4 protein-coding genes are annotated in these 3369 nt (G+C 40.7%); 3 read left to right on the top strand and 1 reads right to left on the bottom strand.

The window, feature by feature from the left end; genetic code table 11:
* Positions 1-360 precede the first annotated feature (360 nt).
* The gene (locus Q0413_RS10610; RefSeq protein ID WP_298990227.1) at positions 361-747 is read left to right on the top strand and encodes a hypothetical protein; all 387 of its coding nucleotides are present in this window, start codon (positions 361-363) and stop codon (positions 745-747) included.
* A 378-nt stretch (positions 748-1125) separates the two neighbouring features.
* Here Q0413_RS10610 and Q0413_RS10615 read toward each other — a convergent pair whose 3' ends face one another.
* Positions 1126-1257: a hypothetical protein gene (locus Q0413_RS10615; protein WP_298990230.1), complete on the bottom strand. Its 132-nt coding sequence runs from the start codon at positions 1255-1257 to the stop codon at positions 1126-1128.
* Between the two features lie 283 nt (positions 1258-1540).
* Here Q0413_RS10615 and Q0413_RS10620 point away from each other — a divergent pair, with 283 nt between their 5' ends.
* Together Q0413_RS10620 and Q0413_RS10625 are read left to right on the top strand one after the other, a co-directional pair.
* Positions 1541-2740: an OprD family outer membrane porin gene (locus tag Q0413_RS10620; protein WP_298990233.1), complete on the top strand. Its 1200-nt coding sequence runs from the start codon at positions 1541-1543 to the stop codon at positions 2738-2740.
* A 75-nt stretch (positions 2741-2815) separates the two neighbouring features.
* Positions 2816-3369, top strand: a 554-nt coding sequence (locus Q0413_RS10625; protein ID WP_298990236.1) for a cytochrome c, incomplete at its 3' end; no start/stop codon positions are given.

Below are 3369 nucleotides of genomic sequence, written 5' to 3' on the forward strand. Positions count from 1 at the left end.
GAGTCCGATTTTTGCAAATATCGCAGTCAGCGCCGCAAAGAGTGCTGATGCAAGCTAGCCAGGTAAAAGAAGCTAAAGTTCTGCCGCGTTTGATTTAGACGCGACTACCAAGTCTCGCTCGCGATTATTGCTAAATTCTACCCCGCATATATAGAAAAATCGCCAAAAGCGCATTCTCGCTTCGTCTAACGCTAAGAGAGATCTGTTTAAATTCAACTTCGACGCTCCTCGAAAACAAATGCCAGCGACGCAAGCGCATCCATCGTCGTTTAAATTCCACTCCGACGCCTCTCAAAAAAGCAAACTTTAAGCCCAAACCTACTACTCTAAAAATTCAAATTTTACAAATAAGGATACTGAATGAAAAATTTCATATTTTCCGCACTTTTGGCTCTTGGCATCGCAGGCTGCGCCGTAAGTACCGCTCCGACGCCTGCAGGCAACTTACGCTCGCTCAAATCCGAGATCGTAAACTACACTCGTCAAAGCTCCACAGCTTACGTCTATACGTTTAAAGACCTATCCAGCGGCGAGCTCTACACCGCTCGCGCAAGCAGATATTATGCGGCTGCGGGAGATACTGCCTATATAAGTACCGCTTCAGGCGCTATCACCGATATGCGAATCATCTCGCGCAAAGCGGGTTCCGTTACTCCGCGCACTTATGATATTGGTAAAATCGAGACCAAACAAATGCATAAAAATGACGCTATTGCTGTGCCAGAGAGCGAAAATATCAGCTTTTAATCCTATGCGATTTTTAGCCGCTATGCCCTTTAAGGTAAGCGAGCCTACTTTTACTTTGTGAAACGTTTTTGTGTTTGCTCTCTACTCTTATGAAGGCAATAGTTTCTGTTCTTAATCATGGTGGGCTGGCGCGATTTGCTTGCGCTTTAAAGTCCGCTGATTCTTTACGCAATTGCCTGCATAAATTTTATATTTTATAAGTTGTGGAATTTTATATTTCACAAAATTCTGCGTTGCACATCTTGCTTATATGGCTCGGTTAGCATTTCATATCCACTTGCTTTCGCGCTTAAATATTTTGCTGCATAGTGCCATTTTGTCCGCAAAATTCTATATTATAGAAATACAGCTGGCGCTAGAATTTTGATTGCGAAATTCTTATAAATTTTCTTTCTCGCGGTTTTTCGCGTACTGCTCGTTTTCAGTGCCGTATTCTCCGCTGATAAGATGTCGCGTAGATATTTTTAAAACCCACGCTTTGCGAATTTCGTATCTTGAAATTTCATTCATAAAATTTCACGTCGTAAAATTTTATCAAATTTCTCCCGCATGAAAGAGGTGTTGCCGTCTGTTTACCGCAGCCTGATATAATCCCCACATCGAAATTAGAACTCCTTTCAATAATCGGCGAGGCCTGTGTGGGTCTCGCTTTTTTTATGCCCGTTAAATTTGGATTTTCGGTAAATACTCGGTAACAATTTGGTAAAATTTTAGTATTTTTCAGCCTATTTTAAGCATATAATTTGTCATTTTGTGCTACTATTGCGCTTACAAACTTTTAAAGGAGTTCAAAATGAAACTAGTTAAACTTAGTTTAGCGGCAGCAGTCGCTGCAGGTGCTCTTGCTATGAGTGCAAGTGCTGTTCCGTTAGAGGAAGCTATCAAGGATGTGGATCTAAACGGATACGCTCGTATGCGATATACCCATGATCACCTTAAAAATGAAACAAATAGTAATAAGGGCGTTTGGGAATTTAAATCCGAAGTAGATTTCAAGGCTAAAATTGATGATAATTTCTTTGGTGTAGTTGGCGTTAGATTTCTAGATAGAGATAACGGAGAAACATTATCTTCTTCAAATAGCCAATATCATGGTGCACAAAATCCAAGCGACAAAGATTCTGATTTCGATATCGCTAAAGCTTATTTAGGATACACTATCGGCGGTACCACTATTGCAGTCGGTCGCCAGGGCATAGGTTCGTTCTTTACCGATGATATGTATGGAGATGGTGTTAAGATTACCAGCACCGATATCGAGGGCTTGACAATTAGCGGCTTTTGGATGGATTCTTTAGAGAATGATGGAGATATTTCAAGCCTTGATTGGGGCGCAGCGGTAGACAATAAACTAACTACTGATCATAATCTATACGGTATAGGATTTATGGGCTCATACGATCCAGTATCTTTCCAACTATGGTATAATGCTCTAGAGGACGTAGCACAGCTTTTCGCTGCAGAACTAGCTCTAAATTTTGATATCTCCGATGATTTTAATCTCGGCGTAAAAGGTCAATACGCATTCTCTGATTTCGACGGAGATTATAAAGATGCGGGTGCTAGTGATGCAGACTTCTGGGCAGCAGAGGCTAATGCTGGTTTCTTTGGTGTTGATTTAGCTGCAGGTTATTTAAAATTCGAACCTGATGATAAAGATAAAGTTTCTTTTGTATCTTTTGAAGATCAAGGCTCTTTCATTAGCCCAGGTGAAGAGTTATTAGACTATAGAAACTTTAGTGGCGAAAATCACTACTGGTATGTAGTAGCAGGCTATACCATCCCTGATACTGGTATCAGAATCGGTGCCGATTACCTAGATGGTAAAGCAGATGGTCATAACGCATATGAGGCAGTAGGTAGAATTTCTTATAAATATAATGAAAAGCTAAGTTTCAAAACTTGGTATTCTCACTATAAGATTGACGATGCTGCTGGCGGTCTTGATGAGAAAAAAGATCGCATCAGATTCGAGGCTAAATACAGCTTCTAATTATTTACCTTATACGGGTAAAATTAGGGCGAAGCTTTTGCTTCGCCCTTTTTAAATTCTAAATCAAGGTTTTCTATGAAAATTTTTAAAATTTCTTTTTTAGCATGTTTTTTTGCCTTTAGTTTAAATGCCGCGGATAAAGCAAATGATGACACGTATGTATTCGAAGCCAAAGGTGAGTTTGCCAAAGAGCTAAAATCCCTGATCGAAAAGCATTCTAAAGATGAAAATGTAACCGTAAATATCTATAAAAATACTCCTAACGCCAAAGGCAATATTGTCGGCGGTGGCACAACAATAAATCGTAACATCAACTATATCAAGGAAAAAGGCAAGGTAATCTACAATGCCAACTGTGCTTCTTGCCACGGCTCAGAAGGACAGAAGCGCGCCTATGGCAGCTCTCGTAAGCTAAAAGATCTAAGCGCGAAGGAGATTGCAATCGCGATCTCAAGCTACACCTCCGACGGGCAATATGGCAAAAAGATGAAGTATATTATGCAGCCTATCGCTGCCAAAACCACCGCTGAAGAAGTTGGCTATATCATCGGCTATCTAAAAGGCGACGATGAATTCTTATATGATAGTCCGTCTCGCGCTAGCGGCAATACCGATATTTCCACTGCCCC

It is taken from the genome of uncultured Campylobacter sp. (assembly GCF_938045465.1).
Classification (GTDB): domain Bacteria; phylum Campylobacterota; class Campylobacteria; order Campylobacterales; family Campylobacteraceae; genus Campylobacter_B.

Bases quoted from the DNA above. Each gene is read 5' to 3' on its own strand.
- Q0413_RS10620 (WP_298990233.1), top strand. From the start codon at position 1,541: ATGAAACTAGTTAAACTTAGTTTAGCGGCAGCAGTCGCTGCAGGTGCT.
- Q0413_RS10615 (WP_298990230.1), bottom strand. From the start codon at position 1,257: ATGAATGAAATTTCAAGATACGAAATTCGCAAAGCGTGGGTTTTAAAA.
- Q0413_RS10610 (WP_298990227.1), top strand. From the start codon at position 361: ATGAAAAATTTCATATTTTCCGCACTTTTGGCTCTTGGCATCGCAGGC.